This is a genomic window from Pseudomonas tensinigenes, from assembly GCF_014268445.2.
In the GTDB taxonomy this organism is placed as follows: domain Bacteria; phylum Pseudomonadota; class Gammaproteobacteria; order Pseudomonadales; family Pseudomonadaceae; genus Aquipseudomonas; species Aquipseudomonas tensinigenes.
In genome coordinates this window covers 1,928,266-1,948,926 of the sequence record NZ_CP077089.1, presented here as the reverse complement: position 1 = coordinate 1,948,926, position 20,661 = coordinate 1,928,266, and the positions used below count along the sequence as shown (strand labels likewise).

At 59.7% G+C, this 20,661-nt stretch carries 12 protein-coding genes; 8 read left to right on the top strand and 4 right to left on the bottom strand.

The window, feature by feature from the left end; translation table 11 throughout:
* Positions 1–22: 22 nt before the first annotated feature.
* Entirely contained in the window at positions 23–787 is a 765-nt protein-coding gene (locus HU718_RS08565) for a helix-turn-helix transcriptional regulator (RefSeq protein WP_186616392.1), read from the top strand.
* A 182-nt stretch (positions 788–969) separates the two neighbouring features.
* Positions 970–1,863 carry a DMT family transporter gene (locus tag HU718_RS08560; protein WP_150708299.1) on the top strand — a complete coding sequence of 298 codons (894 nt, stop codon included), beginning with the start codon at positions 970–972 and terminating at the stop codon, positions 1,861–1,863.
* Here the strand turns inward: HU718_RS08560 and HU718_RS08555 are convergent.
* On the bottom strand, positions 1,857–2,144 hold the full coding sequence (locus HU718_RS08555; RefSeq protein ID WP_038363724.1) for an Rdx family protein: 288 nt from the start codon (positions 2,142–2,144) through the stop codon (positions 1,857–1,859). The genes HU718_RS08560 and HU718_RS08555 overlap by 7 nt on opposite strands.
* A 71-nt stretch (positions 2,145–2,215) precedes the next feature.
* Here HU718_RS08555 and HU718_RS08550 point away from each other — a divergent pair, with 71 nt between their 5' ends.
* The gene (locus tag HU718_RS08550; protein WP_186616393.1) at positions 2,216–4,405 is read left to right on the top strand and encodes a patatin-like phospholipase family protein; all 2,190 of its coding nucleotides are present in this window, start codon (positions 2,216–2,218) and stop codon (positions 4,403–4,405) included.
* 119 nt (positions 4,406–4,524) lie between these two features.
* Here the strand turns inward: HU718_RS08550 and HU718_RS08545 are convergent, their stop codons facing one another.
* From HU718_RS08545 to recQ, 3 genes are all read right to left on the bottom strand, one after another.
* Complete coding sequence (locus HU718_RS08545) at positions 4,525–6,294, bottom strand: motility hub landmark protein FimV (RefSeq protein WP_186616394.1); 1,770 nt, start codon at positions 6,292–6,294, stop codon at positions 4,525–4,527.
* Positions 6,295–6,421: 127 nt separating this feature from the next.
* Positions 6,422–6,856 carry a MarR family transcriptional regulator gene (locus tag HU718_RS08540; RefSeq protein WP_016984207.1) on the bottom strand — a complete coding sequence of 145 codons (435 nt, stop codon included), beginning with the start codon at positions 6,854–6,856 and terminating at the stop codon, positions 6,422–6,424.
* 501 nt (positions 6,857–7,357) lie between these two features.
* Positions 7,358–9,487, bottom strand: coding sequence for a DNA helicase RecQ (recQ, locus tag HU718_RS08535; RefSeq protein ID WP_186616395.1), 2,130 nt, complete (start codon positions 9,485–9,487; stop codon positions 7,358–7,360).
* A gap of 377 nt (positions 9,488–9,864) precedes the next feature.
* On the opposite strand from recQ, the gene HU718_RS08530 reads away from it, so the two are divergent.
* The 5 genes from HU718_RS08530 to HU718_RS08510 all read left to right on the top strand — a co-directional run bounded on the left by HU718_RS08530 (position 9,865) and on the right by HU718_RS08510 (position 20,271).
* Positions 9,865–10,452: a UPF0149 family protein gene (locus tag HU718_RS08530; protein WP_016984205.1), complete on the top strand. Its 588-nt coding sequence runs from the start codon at positions 9,865–9,867 to the stop codon at positions 10,450–10,452.
* 10 nt (positions 10,453–10,462) lie between these two features.
* A complete protein-coding gene (locus HU718_RS08525) occupies positions 10,463–10,858 on the top strand; it encodes a YbaN family protein (protein ID WP_102901778.1) in 396 nt (131 codons plus the stop codon).
* Between the two features lie 121 nt (positions 10,859–10,979).
* A complete protein-coding gene (locus HU718_RS08520; protein WP_217868269.1) occupies positions 10,980–14,963 on the top strand; it encodes an immunoglobulin-like domain-containing protein in 3,984 nt (1,327 codons plus the stop codon).
* A 612-nt stretch (positions 14,964–15,575) separates the two neighbouring features.
* Positions 15,576–15,935 (top strand): DUF6124 family protein, encoded by a 360-nt coding sequence (locus HU718_RS08515; protein ID WP_217868267.1) that lies wholly within the window; start codon positions 15,576–15,578, stop codon positions 15,933–15,935.
* Between the two features lie 289 nt (positions 15,936–16,224).
* Positions 16,225–20,271, top strand: coding sequence for an immunoglobulin-like domain-containing protein (locus HU718_RS08510; RefSeq protein WP_217868264.1), 4,047 nt, complete (start codon positions 16,225–16,227; stop codon positions 20,269–20,271).
* Positions 20,272–20,661 lie beyond the last annotated feature (390 nt).

The following is a 20,661-nucleotide window of genomic DNA, read 5'->3' as shown; positions in this document are numbered from 1 at the left end:
GCCACTTCGGAGACAACCTGCCATGCGACCGATCCTCACCCTGCGTCAGTACACCCACGACTTGATCGCGCATAGCCACGAGCACGCGCAATTGGTGTTCGGCCTGTCCGGTGCACTGGATTTCGAGGTCGAGGGTTGTGGCAGTCAGGTGCGTCAGCAGAGTTTCGTAGTGATTCCGTCCGGCGCTCATCATGCCTGCGGCAGTCCCGACGGCAGCCGCTGTCTGGTCCTCGACATCCCTGAGGGGCAATGGGTGAAGGACTCGCTGGGTGAGCACGCCGAGGCCAGCCAACGCTTGCTCGACCTGCCGGCGCGACTGTCACTCGATGCGGGGCAAAGCCAGTTGGTCAGCTGGCTGGCGAACAGTCCGGTCAGCGATCCGTTGATCGCGCAGCAAGGCGCGGTATTGCTGCTGGCCAGTCTCAATCACACGCAACCTGGCGAACTCGTCGCACGTCGCCTGCCCTACGCCGCGCTGGATGCGCACATTGAGCAAAACGCCGCTTATCCGCTGCAAGTCGCCGATCTGGCGCGCGTGGCCGGGTTGTCCAGCGCGCGCCTGCATGTACGGTTCATGGCCGAATGCGGGCAGACGCCGATGGATTACATCCGCAGTCGGCGCCTGCATCTCGCGGTGCAACTGCTGCGCGACACAGCCCTGCCGATCGGCGAAGTTGCCAGTCGCGTCGGCTACAGCTCGCAGAGTGCCTTCTCGGCCGCGGTCCTACGTGAGTTCGGTGCATCACCCGGCCAGCTTCGGCGCGATTCCTGCGACAAAAGACGATAGTCTGCCGACAGACTTGTAGGCCGAGACGCGGTTCAATGGACTAATTGATCGTTCCCGCGCTCCGCGTGGGAATGTAGCCCGTGACGCTCCGCGTCACTGGACGCAGAGCGTCCCTAGAGGCATTCCCACGCAGAGCATGGGGACGATCATCACAAGAAACCGTGTCTGGATTAAGGATTGCAATGACTCCGCGTACCGCCCTTGGCGCTCTGCATATAGGCGCTTTGATGTTTGGCCTGACCGGTGTGTTCGGCAAACTCGCTGCCGCGTCCCCCGCCGTGATCGTCTTCGGTCGCGCCGCGTTCGCCGTGCTCGCCCTGGCATTTTTCGCCCGTTTTGCCAGTCAGCACGGCTGGCAGAAACTTCAGGCCGTGGATTGGCGGCGGCTCGCCCTCAGCGGCGTGCTGCTGGCCGGGCACTGGGTGAGTTTCTTCCTGTCGGTGAAGATCGCCGGTGTCGCCATCGCAACATTGGGCTTCGCCAGTTTCCCGGCCTTCACGGTGATTCTCGAAGGGCTGATTTTCCGCGAACGCATCCGTGCCAATGAAATTGTGCTGGTGGTGTTGGTCAGCATCGGCCTGATTCTGGTGACCCCGGCCTTCGATCTGGGCAGCGGCGCGACCATCGGTTTGCTCTGGTCGGTGCTTTCGGGGCTGCTGTTTTCGCTGCTGTCGCTGACCAATCGCGCCAGCTCCGGACGCATACCGGCGGTGCAGGCAGCGTTGTGTCAAAACGTCGTGGTGGCGTTGTGTCTGCTGCCGGTTGCGGCGCCGCAACTCAGCGAAGTGCGGGCACTGGACTGGCTCTGGATCGCCCTGCTCGGGGTGTTCTGCACCGGCGTCGCTCATAGCCTGTTCGTCGCCAGTCTGGCGGTGATCAAAGCACGCACGGCGGCGGTGGTGTTTGCCATGGAGCCGGTTTACGGCATTACCATTGCCTGGCTGCTGTTCAACGAAAACCCGACGCTACGGATGTTGATGGGCGGCGCACTGATCATCATCGCCATCGTCGTTTCCGCGCGGATGTCCGGCAGCGCCACCAAGAAAACCGTCGCCGCCGAGGCCGCGTCTCACTGAGTGCGGTCGTTGTGGCCGAGGTCGCGCTCAGGGTCGATCTGATCACGAACCCGCTGTTTCAGCACCTTGGCCTCGGGAAACCCACCGTCGGCCTTGCGTTCCCAGATCTGCACGCCGGCGCAGGTGATGTGAAATACCCCGCCGGTGCCTGGCACCAACGAGACTTTGCCGAGGTCATCGCCGAAGGTACTGAGCAGCTCCTGCGCCAGCCACGCGGCGCGCAGCAGCCACTGGCACTGAGTGCAATAGGTGATGACAACTTCTGCTTTTGCGACAGTCATGTTTGCTGAAACTCCTGAGACAGAGGGCGCCGCTATAATAGCCGGCTTTAACGCTTGCCCCGAGACTCACAATGCGCCGTCTGCTGTTCTGCCTGCTGCTTGGTTTCCTTCCTCTGCTTGTCCATGCCAGTGAGGCGCCGCGACCGAAAGTCGGTCTGGTGCTGTCCGGCGGCGCTGCGCGCGGATTGGCGCACATCGGTGTGCTCAAGGCGCTCGAAGAGCAAGGCATCAAGATCGATGCGATCGCCGGCACCAGCATGGGCGCAGTGATCGGCGGTCTGTACGCCTCGGGCTACAAGATTGATGAACTGGAAAAACTCGCGCTGAACATTGACTGGCAAGCCGCGCTGTCCGACGCCCCACCGCGCGAAGACGTGCCGTTTCGGCGCAAGCAGGATGACCGCGACTTTCTGGTCAAACAGAAGCTGAGCTTTCGCGACGACGGCAGCCTCGGCCTGCCACTGGGCGTGATTCAGGGCCAGAACCTAGCGCTGCTGCTGGAAAGCCTGTTGGCGCACACCAGCGACACCCGCGACTTCGACAAACTGCCAATCCCGTTCCGCGCCGTAGCCACCGACATTTCCAATGGCGAAAAAGTGGTGTTCCGCAAAGGCCACTTGCCGCAGGTGATCCGCGCGAGCATGTCGATCCCGGCGGTGTTCGCCCCGGTCGAACTCAATGGCCGGCTACTGGTCGACGGCGGCATGACCGACAACATTCCTCTCGATGTGGCACGAGAAATGGGCGTCGACGTGGCCATCGTCGTCGATATCGGCACACCGCTGCGCAATCGCAAACAACTGACCACCGTGGTCGACGTGCTGAACCAGTCGATCACCCTGATGACCCGCAGTAACTCCGAAGAACAACTGGCCGCGCTGAAATCCTCAGATGTGCTGATTCAGCCCGCACTGGCGGCGTTCGGTGTCACCGATTTCGGCAAGGCTCAGGAGATGATCGACGCCGGTTACCGCGCAACCCGGATCCTCGATGCGCGCCTTGCTCAGCTCAAGCCCGACGAATCCCAGGATGCCGAACTCAATGCCGCGCGCTCGCCGGGGCAGCGCACGCCGATCATTACCGCGATCCGCGTCGAGAACGACTCGAAGGTCGACGACGATGTCATTCGCTATTACATCCGCCAGCACATCGGCGAGCCGCTGGATCTGGGGCGCCTGCACTCGGACATGGGCACCTTGTATGGCCTCGACTACTTCGAGCAGGTGCAATACCGCGTGGTGCACAAGGGCGAGGATCACACCCTGGTGATCAGCGCTCGGGGCAAACGCAGCGGCACCGATTACTTGCGGGTCGGCCTCAACCTGTCCGACGACATGCGTGGCGACAGCGCCTTCAACCTCGGTGCCAGCTATCGCATCAACGGCATCAATCGCCTCGGCGCGGAATGGCTGACCCGCGCGCAAATTGGCGACAAACAAGAGCTGTACACCGAGTTCTATCAACCGCTCGACGTTGGTTCGCGCTACTTCGTCGCGCCGTATGCTTCGTTCGAAGCGCAGAACGTTGAAGCGGTGCTCGACAACGATCCGATCGCGCAGTACCGCGTCGAGCGCTACGGTTTCGGCCTCAACTTCGGTCGACAGATCGGCAACAACGGCGAAGTACGTTTCGGCGTCGGTGAGGCGTGGGGCAAGGCCGATGTACGCATTGGCGATCAGGATCTGCCGAGTGAAAACTTCAACGAAGGTTTCTATGCGCTGAAGTATTCGTACGACTCACTGGATAACGTGTACTTCCCTCACGAAGGCAAGGACGTCAGCCTGACGCTGACGCAGTTTGAACCGGGCCTGGGGTCGGACACGCGTTATCGGCAGTGGGACTTTAAAATCGACAAAGCCATGAGCCATGGCCCGGATACGCTGATTCTCGGTGGGCGCTACGGGCGCACGCTGGACGACGCCAACGTGGTGACATCGAGTTTCCTGCTCGGCGGTGCGCGACAGTTGTCGGGTTTCCGTGAGGACGCGATTTCCGGACAGAACATCAGCCTGATGCGCGCGGTGTACTACCGCCGTCTGACGCCGCGCTCTTATCTGCCGCTGGACTTCCCGCTGTATGCCGGCGCCTCGCTGGAGCGTGGGCGGGCGTGGAACAACGACAATGAGTTCGACAGTGGCTACATCAACGCCGCCAGCGTGTTTATCGGTTTCGACACGCCGCTGGGGCCTTTGAATTTCAGTTATGGGTTGAATGATGCGAATGAGCAGGCGGTTTATCTGAATCTGGGGCAGACCTTCTGATCAGGTCGCCTGACGAATCGCTATCGCGAGCAGGCTCACTCCTACATTGGAATGCGTTCCCCTGTAGGAGTGAGCCTGCTCGCGATAGCGGCATAAAATACACCGCAAAACCATCGGGTTCAGCGAATCCCCGCCAGCAACGTCCGCGCCGTTTGCTTCAACGGCTCATCCCCTTCCTTGAGCAACTCATTGAGCAACGCAATTGCACTGTCGATGTCACCGTCATCGATGCACGTCTGCGCCTGTTCGAGCTTGCCGGAATTGTCGTCGTGTACCGGCTCCGGTTCCTGCAAGTCCAGCGGTTGCAACGCCAGTGACGGCTCGGTATCGGCAAATTCATTGAGAAAATCTTCATCCAGCGGCTCGGCCTCCGGTTCGGGGATCCACTCAAGCTCAGCGTCTGCGCTGGTCGCCTCCGGCAACTCGAAATCCTGAGGCAGTACTCGCAGGCCGGAACCCAGCGCCGAGGTATCAGCCGATGGTTCGGTTGAGGCCGGGCGACTGTCCTCCAGATCCCAACTGGAATCCATCGACAGCTCGCCCAGATTCAACTCGAAATCATCTTCCGGCAGCTGTGGTGCAACGACAATGGGGGCCGCCGCAATGACCGGCGGCGCGCCGGCCAACAGCGCGGCACTTGCCAGTTTCGGATGTCGAGCGCGCACATCCTGCAACGTCTGGACAGCCACGCCCAGCTCACGCAAATGACTTTCCTGTTGTTCAAACGCGGCGCTGTCACCCTGGCGCCCCAGTACTTCAAGCAACTGCAAACCGATATCGGTGCGCTCCGGCTCTTTGTGCAAAGCATCGCGCAGCAGCCCGGCAGCTTCGCCGAGTCGGCCATAGGCCAGATAGATCCCTACTGCTTCCAGCACATCACCCGCCGCCGGTTCTTCACGATGTTGGGCAGAGACAGAAGCGCTGACTGATCCTGCGTTATCGGCTTCAGGCAAATCCGGCTCACTGCCCTGCTGCAAGAGCGGCTGCGGTTCGTCAGCCGGTGTCTGTTGTAGCCGTCGACGGTGTACAAACAACCCGGCCAGTGCCCCCAGCAACAGCAACAAGCCACCGAGCAATGGCCAGTTCAAACCGTCATCGCCGGACGCGACCGGCGTCACAACAGGGGGCGAAACCGGTACGGGTGTCACTACAGTCGGTGGCGGCGCTTGCTGAAGTTCGACCAGGCGCGTTTGCAGGTCAGCGATCTGCTTCTTGCCGTCGGCAATCTGCACATCCTGTGTCTGCAGTTTTGCATTGAGTTCGTCGACAGTCTTCTGCAGTTGCTGGCCCAGCAACACACTGGCGGCCAATTGCTCGGCCAGCGCATCGTTGGCGGGCGGGGTGGCAGGCTTTGGCAAGGTATCGCGCTTGCCTTGAGCTGCCTGCGGCGCAGCCACGGCAGGCTCGACAGTAGGAAAACCGGAGGATTGCGCAAGTGGATCCGGCTCATCGGTGGCCGGCACGATACCCGGCGAACCCGGTGGATCGATCAACACCGTGTACTCGCGCAGCAAACGGCCATTGGGCTGATTGAGCTGCACGAGGAAATTCAAGAAGGGTTCGTTGACCGGTTTACTGGAGGTCACCCGGATCATCTGGCGATTGCCATGCAGGATCGGAATGAACTTGAGGTCGTTGAGGAAGAACACTCGCTCGACCCCGGCCTCGGCGAACTCATCCGCCGTGGCCAGACGCACCGCCAGATCGTTTTGCGTCAGCCCGCCGACATCGACCAACGCGATGTCAGCCTTGAGTGGCTGATTAAGGCCTGAATGAACAGTAATATCACCCAGCCCCAAGGCCATCGACCAGGCCGAATAGCTGAAAACACCGACGACCAGCAGCCATTTGGCGCCACCGCGCAGTACCACGTGCCGACTTGCGAGCATGAGCATCCCTTAAATAAGCAAAACCGACTTCTATGCGTTCGCACATCCGGTACGAACACGATATTGCCCAGTAGTTCTTATAGTCGGCTCAGCGCGATCTCTCAAAGATACGGCACGGGGATGTGCCTCAAGATTTTTCCAGGTTGCCCAGAATGTGCCCGTGAACTCGCATGCACACCTTCAAATCCGCCTCGTCGACGCCTTCGAACAACTCGTGACGCAGCTGTGTGGCAATGGTTTCGATTTGCTCGATCAGCGGCAGCGCCGGTGCGCAGAGAACGATTTTTTTCGCCCGGCGGTCTTCCATCACGGACTGGCGTTGCACCAGCCCCTGGCTTTCCAGACTATCGAGCAAGCGTGCAAGGGTCGGCCCTTCGACGCCAACGCTCTGCGCCAGCTCTCGTTGGGTCGGCGCTTCTTCAAAACGCGCCAGATGCAGCAGCACCAGCCAGCGCGCCTGGGACAGACCCAGCCCGGCCAGTCGGCGATCCAGTTCGGCACGCCAGCCACGGGACATCTGGGCCAGTTGCATGCCAAAGCGGTGTTGATCGGTTAACGGCATAAAACACTCACGGTTAGACTGAAAATAAAGAAAATCTAATTATTAGCCAGCTAAGCATGAGCTGCAGTTATAGGCAAGTGGCGGTCTGTACTGAATCGTTACATCTTGAGGTCCCTCACCCTAGCCCTCTCCCAGAGGGAGAGGGGACTGAATGGGGGATGCTTTAGATATTCAGCGACTTGGGAGTGCTTTGCTGAATCCAGAGTTGGACGGCCCTCACCCTAGCCCTCTCCCGGAGAGAGAGGGGACTGAATGGGGGATGCTTTAGATATTCAGCGACTTGGAAGTGCTCTGCTGAATCCAGAATTGGCAGGCCCTCACCCTAGCCCTCTCCCGGAGGGAGAGGGGACTGAATGGGGGGATGCTCGGGATATTCAGCGACTTGAACGTGCTTTGGTGAATCCATAATCGACTCGGTCATTCAGGTCGATGTATGGCGCAAGACACCTCGATCGGCCCCCTCTCCCTCCGGGAGAGGGCTGGGGTGAGGGTACGGCAAAATTACATCTCGAATTCCGACTGCAACGCAGCCCGCACGCAATACAGCACGCCCTCCGGCACACGCCCGGCAAACAGCTCCGCAACCTCGGCGACCGACGGCAACTCGCCCTCGCCATCAAGAAACGCGTCCTGCACTTCGCCCATCAACTCTTCAGGCAAATCCAGCGCCTGCTCGAGCGACAACTGCTGCTTGCCGATCGCCTCGGCGAGCATGGTGTAGACGTTCTTCTCCGAGCACTGCAGCTGACCGGCGATCTGCAACGGCGTCATCCCCGCGCGAGCCAGCGTGATCAGCTCGTGGCGCACGTCGGCCACCGCTTTCGGCGCCTCGACCTCGCCGCCGAGCACTTCGAGGAAAGCATCGCCATAGCGTTCCAGCTTGCGCGCGCCAACGCCACTGACCCGGGCCATTTCTGCCAGTGAAGTCGGTTGGCTGCGGAGCATTTCCAGCAACGTCGAATCGGGGAAGATGACGTACGGCGGCACACCATGTTCTTCGGCCAGTTTGCGTCGCAGCGCGCGCAGGGCTTCCCACTGTTCGCGCTCTTCGCCGCGTACCAGTTGGCTGGCCGGGCTCTTGCTGGCGGTTTTGGCGGTGACCTGCGGTTTGAGATCGCGGCGCAACTCCAGCGTGACTTCGCCCTTGAGCAACGGTCGGCAACTGTCATTCAGACGCAGGCCGCCATAGCCTTCGTGGTCGACATCCGCCAGACCGCGCGCGACCAGTTGACGGAACAGCGAGCGCCATTCGCTCTCGCTCAACGCCTTGCCGACGCCCCACACCGACAGGTGCTGATGGCCGAAACTGCGGATTTTTTCGTTGTCCTTGCCCAACAGCACGTCGACCAGATGACCGACGCCATAACGCTGACCGGTACGGAAAATCGCCGACAAGGCCTGACGTGCAGGTTCGGTGGCGTCCCAGGTCTGCACACCGTCGACACAGTTGTCGCAATGGCCACACGGCTCGGGCATGTCTTCATCGAAATACGCGAGCAGGGTCTGACGACGGCAACGGGTTTCTTCGCACAACGACAACATGGCGTCGAGCTTGTGTTGCTCCAGACGCTTGTGCCGCTCGTCACCTTCGGAGTTCTGCAGCATCTGCTTGAGCATCACCACGTCTTGCAGACCGTAGGCCATCCACGCATCCGCCGGCAGACCGTCACGGCCGCCGCGCCCGGTTTCCTGGTAATACGCCTCAAGGGATTTCGGCAGATCGAGGTGGGCGACGAAGCGCACGTTGGGCTTGTCGATGCCCATGCCGAACGCCACGGTGGCGACCATGATCAAGCCTTCCTCGTTGAGGAAGCGCTTCTGGTTGAAGGCACGCAGATCGTTCGGCAGACCGGCGTGGTACGGCAGCGCCGGAAAGCCCTGCTCACTGAGAAACGCCGCGACTTCCTCGACTTTCTTGCGTGACAGGCAATAGACGATGCCCGCGTCGCTGCGTCGCTCGGCCAAAAACGCCAGCAACTGCTTGCGCGGCTGCTCCTTGGGCACGATGCGGTAAAAGATGTTCGGACGGTCGAAGCTCGACAGGAAGCGCTCGGCATTCTGCAGATGCAGACGGGTGACGATTTCTTCGCGGGTACGCTTGTCGGCGGTGGCGGTCAGGGCGATGCGCGGCACGTCGGGAAACATCTCGGCCAACTGGCCCAGTTGCAGGTATTCCGGACGGAAATCGTGACCCCATTGCGATACGCAATGCGCTTCGTCGATGGCGAACAGGGCGATGTTCAGACCTTGCAGGAAAGACAGCATGCGCGGCTGCACCAGACGCTCCGGCGCCAGATACAACATCTTCACTTCACCGCGCTTGATCCGCGCTGCGAGATCGCGCTGCTGTTCGGCGCTCAAGGTGGAGTTCAGCGCGGCGGCGGCCACTCCGAGCTCTTCGAGGGTGGCGACCTGATCGTCCATCAGCGCGATTAGCGGCGACACCACCACCGCCAGGCCATCGCGCAGTAAAGCCGGCACCTGGAAGCACAGGGACTTGCCGCCACCGGTAGGCATCAGCACCAGCGCATCACCACCGCTGGCCACGCGCTCAATGATTGCACCCTGACGGCCACGGAAACTGTCGTAGCCGAAGATGTCCTTGAGGACGCGTTGAGCCTGTTCGAGCATAAAAACTCCAAAAATCTACCGAAACATCCCTGCACAGGCTGGTTCAGGACAGCCACGGCTGCTTAAACAAAACGTAAGAACGCATTACGTGACACGCGCAATGCGGGCAGGGATCGCAAAACGCGGCAGTATACCCGAGGCCTCCCCTGCGCAGGGCGACACCCGTCGATACAATCGCTGATACCTGTGTAGGAGCTGCCGAAGGCTGCGATCTTTTGATCTTGTCTTTATTAAAAGCAAATCAAAAGATCGCAGCCTTCGGCAGCTCCTACAGGGTGTATGCAGGGTATGGCAGGTCAAATCTGCCATGCGGCTGGCTTGAGCGCGCAAGAAGGCCTAGAATTCCCGCATTGTTTATTCCCCAAGGTAGCCCCGTAATGTCCTTCGCTGAGCAACTGACCCGCCTGCAAGTTTTCCTCGACGCCGACGAGCTGCATGACGAGGCGCTGGATTACGTGGCCGCTCACGGCTACCTCACCGCGCTGTCGATCTGCGCAGAAGACGTACCGGAGCGTGAGTGGATCGACGCCCTGTTCGCCGAAGAGCCGCATTACAGCAGCGACGCCCAGCGCGAAGAGATCGAAGCCACCCTGATCGGCCTCAAGGCGCACATCGCCCGTCAACTGGCTTCGGATGAAGAATTCGAACTGCCATGCGAACTGGATCTGGGCGACGAGCCGGATGATTCCGAACTGCGCGGCTGGTGCATCGGCTTCATGGAAGGCGTGTTCCTGCGTGAAGCGGCCTGGTTCGAAACCGCCGAAGAAGAAGTCAGCGAAATGCTCCTGCCGATCATGGTCGGTTCGGGCCTGTTCGACGAACAGCCGGAATTCGAAGACATCGCCAAAGACGCCAACCTGATGGACGACATGATCGTGCAGATCCCGGAAGCCCTGACCGCGCTGTACCTGCTGTGCCAGGCGCCTGATGAAAAACCGGCGATCCTCAAGCCACGTCACCACTAAGATCCGGCCTATGGACAATCCCATAGGCAACCGCCCCCTGATGTTGCGCTACATCCTGCTGGCCATCGGCTGGCTCAGCGTGGCATTGGGGGTGATCGGGATTTTCCTGCCTGTTTTGCCCACCACTCCTTTTCTCCTGCTCGCGGCGGCGTGTTTCGCCCGCAGCTCTCCGCGCTTCTATCGCTGGCTGGTCGAACACCCACGACTGGGACCATGGATTCGTGACTACCTCGATGGCAACGGCATTCCGCTCAAGGGCAAGATCTACGCGATCGGGCTGATGTGGGCCAGCATTCTGTTCTCGTGCTATCTGGTGCCGCTACCGTGGGCGCGAGGCTTCATGCTGACCAGTGCGGTGCTGGTGACGGTCTATATCGCGCGCCAGAAAACGCTGCGTAAATCCTGAGCGGGCGGCGAACGAGGCTACCGATCGTCGGAAAACAGCCTTGACCTGTCAGATCTGACAGGTGCGCAAATCCCCCATCCAGCGTTGAATCACTCCACCGCCATGCGCCTTGGAGTCCCCCATGTCCACCACCCGACAGCCCGACAACACCCCCCTGATCTTCAAGGAACTCGACATCCCCGGCCGCACCGGGCCAGTGTCCGAGACGCCCAAGGTCTGGGGCATCAACCTGGCCGCCGCGCGAGACAACTTTCCACGTCAGGGCCTGTTGTGCCGCGCCGGGCCGTGGAGCCCGATGGGCGTGGGCGACAAGCTGGTGATTTATTGGGGCGCCGGCCAGCAGGTGCTGCAGGAGACCATCGACCGCAGTGAAGTCGGTACCCAACTGCAGATGTTTGTGCCCGCGTCACGCATTGACGAGGGTCAGTTTGCGGTATCCTACGCGGTCACCCGCCTGAACCAGACGCCCGAGCTGCCTTCGGAAGTGATGAACGTGCGGGTCAAACTCACCCGCCCCGGTGGCGATGACGATAATGACGAGCCCGGCCACTCCAAACTTGTCATGAGCATCCCCCGGGAAATCCTCGACGGCGGCATCGATCAGGACAACGTCGCCGCTGGCGTGCCGATCACCATCGGCACCGCTGGCGCGGCGCCTTATCCAAATGCCGCCGTCGGCGACGTGATTCAGGTGACCTGGGGCGGCGTGTTTGTCCTCAGTGATCCGCTGACCGACGAACAGGCAACGGGTCAGACACCGATCATCGTGCACATCGACAAAGACACCATCAAGGAGGGCGGCGATTCCGGCGACGCCGGTCTGGCCGTGGCCTTCGAAGTTTACGATGTGGTCGATAACCGCTCCGAGGACTGGAGTGCCGAACAACGCGTAGTGGTGGCGCTCGACACGACCCTGTTGGGCGCACCGCTGCTCAAGGAGGCGCTGAACAACAAACTGGACGTCGACAAACTCGGCGAGGCCGACGGCACGGCGCAGGTTGTGGCCATGAACCGCCCCCATCCAGCCCCAAAAGACTTCGAGGTCGGCGACACCCTTTTTGTACGGATCAAAGGCACCCCGAAAGAAGGGGCACCGATCAATCTTGAGTTACCGGCAAAAGTCCTCCTCAGCGTGCCCAGCATCCCCGAAATTCCTGTGCCCAACGCCGTGCTGCGCCAACTGGCCCAGACCCAGATTGCCCTGTCCTATCGCCTGAAAAAGCACGACGCCTCCGACGACCTGCGCGCCAGGACCCAGTTCATCAGCGCCATCGGCGAGGTGCAGCGGCTTAAAGCCCCAGTGGCACTGGACGCCGTGTCAGGCGCGCTCGACCCGACGCTGAGCCAGGTGCGCATCGAAATCCCCTTCGACACCTCCTTCGCCGCCGGCCAGGCGATCAGGCTGTTCTGGCTCGGCACCCGCCCGGAACTGACCCCGTACCTGCCCGACCTGCCGCTGCGCCCGATCACCAACGGCGACATCGAGGCCAAAGAGCCGCTGCGCATCAACGTCCCCGGTGCGGCGCACCTGACGCCCATCAACGGCGGCAAACTGGAGCTGTACTACCAACTGCTGATCGAAGACTCGCTGCTCGGCACGATGAACCGGGTCAACGCCACCCACGCCATCCGCGAATCGATCCACGCCGAGATCCTGCAAGTCGGCGAACCCCGCCTGGAACTGCCGGAGCCGCAAGTGGCCGGCGTGGTCGACGGCGTGCTGCCGGCCGACACCGACGGCACCACCTTGACCGTGATTTATCTGAACACGGTCAAGGGCGATGAGGTCTTCAGACAGTGGGTCGGCTCGAAAACCGGCACCGACAGCGACTCGATCAAACTGAACGAATTCAGCGCCGGCAAAGAGGTGCCGTTCACCATCAAGGCCGCGCTGATCAAGGGCAATGAAGGCGGCACGGTCACGGCGTCGTATTACATCAAACGCGCGGCGGGGGGTGAACCCAGCTATGCCAATCCGCTGGAATTCAGTGTCGGGGTGGCGCTGGAAAACCCCTTGCCGCTCCCGCAGATGCCGCAAGCCACAGGCACCGGCGCGAGTGTGACCCTGGCACCGCTCAACGCCCAAACCGGTGGCCGGGTAATCGTGGCCTACACCGGCATGAGCGACAAACACAGCATTCAACTGACCATGACCGGTACGCCCGGCGCCGGTTCTCCGACCATCGCGCCCAAACCGGGGGGCGCCAGTGGCAGCGTTGAATTTCTGATCCCGCCGGAAGCGATTGCCGCCAACATCGGCAACACGGCGAAAACTTTCACGCTCCAATACGAAGTAACGCAGGGAACCCACAAATTCCCATCGCTAGCGCTCACGGTGACAGTCACACCGCTGCCCGCTGCGGAGCTGGACAAGCTCAGCATCGTGCAGGCCGAGGGGGATGAGCTGGATCTGAGCAAGGTCACGGCGGGCGCGACATTCCGCGCCGGGGTGTGGGCGTTCATGAAAGCTGGTCACCCCGTGCGGCTGGTGCTCAAGGGCAAGAATGCTCAAGGAAATGAGCATGATCGCGTGGTGTGGAAAGTACCGGGCTCCGCGGTCTATCAGGCTTGGATCGACACCGGAAAATATGAGCAGGTCATCCCCTACAGTTATTTGAAGGATCTGGGGCACGACACAGATCTGGAGCTGCATTACAAACTGGCACTGACCTTGAGTCAGGTCGAAGCGGACGCGATTGTCGGGCCAATAAAGACGTACACGATCAAGGCTTTCGCGACACCACTGCAACCGTCACTCAAAGAAGCCGCTGGCAGCAACAGCCTGAATCCGTTCGCCGCCAAGGACAAGCTGACCGTGGTCGTTCCGCACTACACCGGCATGGCAAGCACCGACCAGATCAGCGTCACCTGGACCGGCGCGGCCGGCACCCCGGCCGGCGGTTCGCACACTTCGACAGCGGTGGAAGTGGGAACGGTGGGCGAAAAGGATATCCCCATCCCCAACACGGTGGTGGCCTTCAATCTGGGCAAGGCGGTGACTGTGTTCTACACCGTAATTCGTAACGGTGCCTCGACGAAGTCGGGGGAGTTTGTTCTCAACGTGCAGGCGATCCCGACGGAAGCTGCCGAGCTGCCGACCCCGACCATCGATGGAGCTACCGACGAGGAGGTGGATCTCACCGATCTTGCCGACGATGCCCGCACGCGCATCGCCAAGTGGCCACTGATTGCCGTCGGCCAGAAAGTCTGGCTGCGCTACAGCGGAATCGATGAGAACGACAATCCGTATGAGCGACTGTTTTATGACGGCGTCACTGTGGAGTCTGGCGACCTGAATGGATTGTTACCACTGGCCCCTGTTGAGGAATTGCGCACACTGAAGGACGGTTCCAAGTTAAGGATTGAATTCAAAATCAGCTACGACGGCAGTACCAACGAAAATCAAGCGGTGACCGCCCCCATCAGGAGATACACCATCATGGCCACGCCGAAACTTTGCGTCGACACCACTCCCCTTATTTTGGATGGTACTAATGTAGTCTTGACTGATCCGCAAAATCGCTGGTCGCGAACTGCCGATTCTATTGGGACGATGGAGCGTAGAGCCGCGTGCGGAGGAACTCCTCCCTACACATACGAATCAGAAGACCCAACCATTGCTTCAGTCGATGATAGAGGTGTTGTCCGTAGCACCGGAAATGGCACAACAATAATCTCTGTTAAAGATTCAATGAGTGCGGCCATAAGTTTCGAGGTGAGGACATCCCATGTTTATGAACTAGCAATAACTGCGCAGACATTTCCAACGTCTATAGCAGCCGCGGCTGGCATAAGCGCCGTAGGGGGAACTATGATCGACCATAAAAACGCTGCGGAAATAATAAAGATCATTACAGCGTTGAGTCATGCGTACCGTCCCATCCAGCTCCCCTACGATTCAAATGTTAGAGAGTTTTTTTACACTGGCATCCTCATCTCGGACGGATCCCCCAAAGCATACTGGGTAGTGACTGTTGCGTCCGCCTTATCAACTTCCCCAGGGCCTCATGGACCGGGCTTTATCTACACGGCAAACTGGACGCATTCAAGTGCGGGCAGTGGCGGTGCAACTTGGCCTAACTTGCGGGCAATTTATCTCATATGAATCTAACAGTCTTAGGATGAGCCAATAAAAATGGTTCTGTCGTATTAAGGCAGCGGAGTTAGCAGCACAAAGGGGACCCACAAAGAGGACGGATTTATTTAATCAGTGATTTAAACAGTGGGGCTTATCGAGGTTTTTCTGCTGACCGGGATGGCCCTTTCGCGAGCAAGCTCGCTCCCACAGGAAAACGCGATCGTTCCAAATGTGGGAGCGAGCCTGCTCGCGAAGGGGCCAGTGAAGTCAGCGCAAAATCCCTTTTAAACGCTGGCGTTTAAAAGACACCTTCAGACACGTCTTACAGGCTACACATCCTTGCGCCATTGCCTACAGCTACGCCAGAATCCGCCGGCTTGTGCGCCTTGGGGGCGGGTTCTATTGTGGTGCGGTCGCTGACGAATCAGCGATCGGGTTTAGCGACCTGAATCTTTGTAGGCGCACCAGCGCTCCAAACTCGACTGTGGATGCTTATCTACAATTTGCGTTATGGCGGCTGTGCGCGGGAGACCTTCGGGTCTGCCGGGCGCCTACACCCGGTTCGCTAACCTGCGTCCAGCCGCCACCTTACCTGTTTAGCGACGGGTTTTAGCGGCTCCACCTTGTAGGAGCTTCACCATGATCAAACCAACACCCAACCCACCCGAAACCGACCCCACCTCCCCCTACGAATCCCTCGATTCAAAAAAACTCCACGAAGCCGCCGACCGCGCCCTCGATCACTACCTCTGCCCACCCGGCTCCACCCCACCGCCACGCAAAACCCGCCGGATGTACGCCGTCACCGCCGACTTCAAAAACGAGGAACTGCTGGCCGATGCCAGCGAAACACTTGCCTCAGCCAGAACCATCGCCCATGACTTCGCCCATCTCATACCGGCGTCGCAGCGTCGTACTTTGTTGGGGATTGCACAACTGATCATGCTCGGCGAACTGGCGGTGAATCGGGTGATGGATAATCTGGAGGTGCCGCAGTAGCGCGCCTCTGTGACGCACCTTGAGTGCTGAGTCGGGGCGGCTGACGCCTTCGCGAGCAGGCTCGCTCCCACAGGAATCGGTGTCGATCACCAGGCTGTGTTCACACCACCGAACCTGTGGGAGCGAGCCTGCTCGCGAAGGCGTCTTCAAAGCCCCCACATCGCTCAAGCAAGAAAAAGCAAACAACCGCTCGTCGGATACCCCCGTGCACCTGTCAGATCTGACAGGTGCGCAATTTGCCGTTTAGCCGTTCAATCACTCCGTCCCCTTCCCGCACGGAGCCTATGCCATGTCGACGCCTGATCAGCCTCTCGCCCTCACAGAACTCAACATCCCCGGTCGCAGCAAGGACCCGGTATCGCAGGATCCCGACATCTGGGGCATCAACATCGCGGCCGCGCTGGGCAACTTTCCCCTTAACGGTCTGCTGTGCCAGGCCGGGCCGTGGGGGAACATGGCGCAAGGCGACAGGTTGACGATCTTTTGGGGCACCGGGCAGAACGTCTGGGTGGAAACTGTCGACGCGACCGAGGTCAATACGCAGTTGCGCATGTTCGTGCCGTCCCGGCACATGGTCGATGGCCGTTTTGCGGTGTCCTATGTGGTCAAGCCCCTGGGCGGCATGGATCAAGCGTCCGAAGTCATGCAGGTGCTGGTCAAACTCACGCGCCCCGGCGGCGATGACGACAACGATGATGGCGGGCACTCCAAGCTGATCATGACGATTCCCAAGGAGATCGTTGACGGCGGCATCGACAAGGACAACGTCGCCGCTGGCGTGCCGATCAGCATTGGCAAGGCTGACGGCACACCGCCCTACCCCTTCGCGGCGGCGGGCGATGTCTGTCGTCTCAGCTGGGGCGGCATCTACGTGTTCAGTGCTGCGCTGACTCAGGAACAGGCCGAAGGCAAGGCGCCGATCATCATCAGCATCACGGAAGCGATCATCCGAGAGGCCGGTGATGCGGAAACGTCCGGCGTGGCCGTGGTTTTCGAGGTGTACGACTGCGTCTTTAACCGCTCCGAGGACTGGAGTGCCGAGCAACGCATCGTGGTGGCGGTGGATGCAACACGGCTGGGGGCGCCGTTGCTCAAGGAAACACTGAACAACGTGCTGGACGTCGACAAGCTGGGCGACGCCGACGGCACCGTGCAAATCATCGCCACGGATACCAGCAAGTTCACGGTCGGTGACATTCCCTACATCAGGATCAAGGGCACACCGGTCGAAGGGCCACCGATTGATCTGGAAGTAGAAGGCGCGGCGTTGACAAGCGTGCCGAGCGTTACTGACGACAAGGTTCCCAACGCCGTGCTGCGCCAGTTGGCCAAGTCGCAGATCACCTTGTCGTACCGCTTGGAAAAGGCCGACGCATCCCCTGATCTACGTTCCAAAGGCCAATTCATCCGCGCCATCGGCGAAGTCCAACGGCTGGCCGCGCCGAAAATGCTGGACGAGAACTCCGGAGCACTGGATCCCGCACTGCCCCAGGTGCGTGTCGAAATCCCCTTCGACAAATCCTTTGCCGAAGGCCAGGTCCTCAAGATATTCATGCTCGGCACCACGCCAGGCCTCAAGCCCTACCTGCCTGACCTGCCGACGCGCCTTATCACCCGTAACGACATCGTCGCGGCCCAACCGCTGCTGTACAACATCGACGGCAAACACCTGGCCCCGGTCAACGGCGGCAAGGCCGAGTTCTACTACCAGCAATTGATCGCCGAGACGGTGCTCGCCACGCTGGACCCGTACGAGACCACCCGCGCCATTCGCGAGTCGATCCACACTGCGATCCTGCAAGTCGGCGAGGCCCGCCTGGAACTGCCGCAACCGGAAGTGGCCGGCGTGGTGAACGGCGTCCTGCCCGCCGACACCGCCGGCACCACCCTGACGGTGGTGTACACCGAAACGGTCAAAGGCGATGAAGTCTTCATGTTCTGGCACGGTTCGATCACCGGCGAATATACCGACTCGATCAAGCTGAACGAATTCACCGCCGGCCAACCGGTGCCCTTCCCCATCGGGGCCGAGCTGATCAAGGGCAATGAAGGCGGATCGGTGATCGCCCGGTACGAGATCAAACGCGCCGCCGGCGGGACGAGTTATGCCGAGCCGTTGAAGTTCGATGTCGGGGTGGCGCTGGAAAATCCTTTGCCACTGCCGCAGATGCCGCAAGCGCAAGGCAGCGGCGCCGCTGTGACTCTGGCACCGCTCAACGCCCAAACCGGTGGCCGGGTAGTCGTGGCCTACACCGGCATGAGCGACAAACACAGCATTCAACTGACCATGAGCGGTACGCCCGGCGCCGGCTCTCCGACCATCGCGCCCAAATCGGGGGTCGCCAGTGGCAGCGTTGAATTTCTGATCCCGCCGGAAGCGATTGCCGCCAACATCGGCAACACGGCGAAAACTTTCACGCTCCAATACGAAGTAACGCAGGGAACCCACAAATTCCCATCGCTAGCGCTCACGGTGACAGTCACACCGCTGCCCGCTGCGGAGCTGGACAAGCTCAGCATCGTGCAGGCCGAGGGGGATGAGCTGGATCTGAGCAAGGTCACGGCGGGCGCGACATTCCGCGCCGGGGTGTGGGCGTTCATGAAAGCTGGTCACCCCGTGCGGCTGGTGCTCAAGGGCAAGAATGCTCAAGGAAATGAGCATGATCGCGTGGTGTGGAAAGTACCGGGCTCCGCGGTCTATCAGGCCTGGATCGACACCGGAAAATATGAGCAGGTCATCCCCTACAGTTATTTGAAGGATCTGGGGCACGACACAGATCTGGAGCTGCATTACAAACTGGCACTGACCTCAAGTCAGGTCGAAGCGGACGCGATTGTCGGGCCGGTGAAGACATACAAGGTCAAGGCTGTGGAAGATGTGAAACCGGAGATCACCTCGGTGAAAGACTCCAAAGGCGCAGAAATTGTGCACGACGGTGGTACGGTCGATCCCGTTGTAACCTTGACCGGTACCGCCGCGCCCAATCAGCAGGTCGAGGTATTCGAAGGCGCCGCGTCAAGGGGCAAGCACCCGGTCGACGGCACTGGCATCTGGACATATACCGCCACGCTGACCGCCATTGGGACTCGTACGTTCAAGGCCAAAGCAGATTATGGGTCCGGCCAGGAATCAGCCGGCAGAATCCTCACGTATTCGAATGCAGTGATCCCTGCCATTACCTCGGTGAAGGACTCCAAAGGAGTGGAAATACCCAAAAACACCGTGACCCTCGATACCAGCATCAAGTTGACCGGCACCGGGACGCCACGCCTGAACGTAGAGATTTTTGACGGGGCGGCGTCGAAAGGCAAAGCGCTGGTGAATGCCACCACCGGCAAATGGGAACTGGAAGTGAAAAACCTGAGCCTGACAGTGCACAACTTCAAGGCCAGGGCCTTGTATGGCACGGGTGTCGAATCGGCGGTCTGGACTTTGACAGTGACAGCAGTGATCGCCCCAACGCTCGTGAATGTGCTGGACGACAGGGACGTAGAAGTATCCGAAGGACAAACAACCGTCAGCACCACGCTGAAGCTCAAAGGTACTGCCAGTAAGGGGCAGGATGTCGAAATTTATGATGGCAACGGCGCAAGTGCTGTGCGCAAGGGCATAGCGAAGGCAGATGTCGCCACAGGCGAATGGGAGTGCACAATCACAGTCGATGTAGGCGGTCGCAGGCTTTATGCCAAATCCCTTTACCACAGCAGTCCGGTGCATTCGCAAGTACGCAATCTGACTGTCACGCGCGCATTGAATGCAGGACCGGATAAAACGATGGATGTCACTGGCTATAGCGTTATTCAAGGAAATCCGCCCCCTACTCCACCGGCAATGGCGACCCATACGCAGCCAATAGTTGGCGGAGTTCCACCCTACTCATACACTTCAAAAAATACTGACGCGGCCATAGTGGATAAACAAAACGGAAAAGTAGTTGCTTCAGGAAATGGTACTGCGATAATTGAAGTTACGGATTCTGCAAATAACCTTGCAAGCTATAGCGTGATGGTCATAAACGCTAAAGTTTGGATAGAAGTCCACTCTGGATATCCGACTTCAGTTGGTTCAAATGCCTGGGAAAGAACTAATGCTGCGATCGCCGCCTCAGGTACTCGCCTGCCTACTGAAGCAGATGCCAGATCTCTGCTTGCGAGCGGCTACTCAACGTACCCGAATAGTTTTTTCTGGGGGCAGAGCTGGTGGGTGGGTGGAGTGCCTCAAACTCAATATGTTGTAGGGCGATTTTATGCTCCTGAATACCACACTTTCTCTTACATAATTAATTCGCTCGGGATCGGATCGGCAATAAATGTACAAACATATGGAATTAAATAACCTAATGTAAATCTGCCGTAAAAACCGCGCACTTACTTGAGTAAACATCGATCAGTGATAGTTAACCGAAGGAAAAGCCAATTTGGGGACGGTTTTATTTAACCATTCTTGAAATGCCAAAGCACCGCAGCTTCCGGCAGCACCTACAGGGATTTACGTCTCCAGAGAGCTGCATAAGGCAGCGGCCCTTGCTTTTTAAACAATGAGTTTAAAAGACACCTGCAGATACGGTCTCAAGGCTACAAATCCTTGCGCCATTGCCTACAGCCAAGCCAGAATCCGCCGGCTTGTGCGCTTTGGGGTCGGGTTCTATTGTGGATCGGTCGCTGACGAATCAGCGATCGGGTTTAGCGACCCGGACCAACTCAGTGCATCAGCGTTCGTGGCTTC

What these genes read in the sequence shown, in the direction of transcription:
- HU718_RS08565 (WP_186616392.1), top strand. Translation starts at nt 23, where the DNA reads ATGCGACCGATCCTCACCCTGCGTCAGTACACCCACGACTTGATCGCG.
- HU718_RS08560 (WP_150708299.1), top strand. Translation starts at nt 970, where the DNA reads ATGACTCCGCGTACCGCCCTTGGCGCTCTGCATATAGGCGCTTTGATG.
- HU718_RS08555 (WP_038363724.1), bottom strand. Translation starts at nt 2,144, where the DNA reads ATGACTGTCGCAAAAGCAGAAGTTGTCATCACCTATTGCACTCAGTGC.
- HU718_RS08550 (WP_186616393.1), top strand. Translation starts at nt 2,216, where the DNA reads ATGCGCCGTCTGCTGTTCTGCCTGCTGCTTGGTTTCCTTCCTCTGCTT.
- HU718_RS08545 (WP_186616394.1), bottom strand. Translation starts at nt 6,294, where the DNA reads ATGCTCGCAAGTCGGCACGTGGTACTGCGCGGTGGCGCCAAATGGCTG.
- HU718_RS08540 (WP_016984207.1), bottom strand. Translation starts at nt 6,856, where the DNA reads ATGCCGTTAACCGATCAACACCGCTTTGGCATGCAACTGGCCCAGATG.
- recQ (WP_186616395.1), bottom strand. Translation starts at nt 9,487, where the DNA reads ATGCTCGAACAGGCTCAACGCGTCCTCAAGGACATCTTCGGCTACGAC.
- HU718_RS08530 (WP_016984205.1), top strand. Translation starts at nt 9,865, where the DNA reads ATGTCCTTCGCTGAGCAACTGACCCGCCTGCAAGTTTTCCTCGACGCC.
- HU718_RS08525 (WP_102901778.1), top strand. Translation starts at nt 10,463, where the DNA reads ATGGACAATCCCATAGGCAACCGCCCCCTGATGTTGCGCTACATCCTG.
- HU718_RS08520 (WP_217868269.1), top strand. Translation starts at nt 10,980, where the DNA reads ATGTCCACCACCCGACAGCCCGACAACACCCCCCTGATCTTCAAGGAA.
- HU718_RS08515 (WP_217868267.1), top strand. Translation starts at nt 15,576, where the DNA reads ATGATCAAACCAACACCCAACCCACCCGAAACCGACCCCACCTCCCCC.
- HU718_RS08510 (WP_217868264.1), top strand. Translation starts at nt 16,225, where the DNA reads ATGTCGACGCCTGATCAGCCTCTCGCCCTCACAGAACTCAACATCCCC.